Genomic DNA, 257 nt, shown 5'->3' with positions numbered 1-257 from the left:
CTTAGCGGGTGGTCCCGCCAGATTCACACGGGATTTCTCGGGCCCCGTGCTACTTGGGTGTCTCTCAAACGAGCCGCATAGATTTCAGCTACGGGGGTCTTACCCTCTACGCCGGGCCTTTCGCATGCCCTTCGCCTATCCATACGGTTTCTGACTCGTCGACCAACCGGCAGATTGATCAAGAGAGATCCCACAACCCCAACCACGCAACCCCTGCCGGGTATCACACGTGACTGGTTTGGCCTCATCCAGTTTCG

Annotated in this window: 1 rRNA gene; it reads right to left on the bottom strand. The window is 58.0% G+C overall.

The features are described 5' to 3' along the window. A 23S ribosomal RNA gene (locus tag ACSNOD_RS31985) occupies positions 1-257 on the bottom strand; the annotation flags it as partial.

The organism is Streptomyces sp. URMC 123 (assembly GCF_051386515.1).
Classification (GTDB): Bacteria; Actinomycetota; Actinomycetes; order Streptomycetales; family Streptomycetaceae; genus Streptomyces.
The sequence above is the reverse complement of the archived record's forward strand: the minus strand, read 5'-3'. Positions and strand labels throughout refer to the sequence as shown.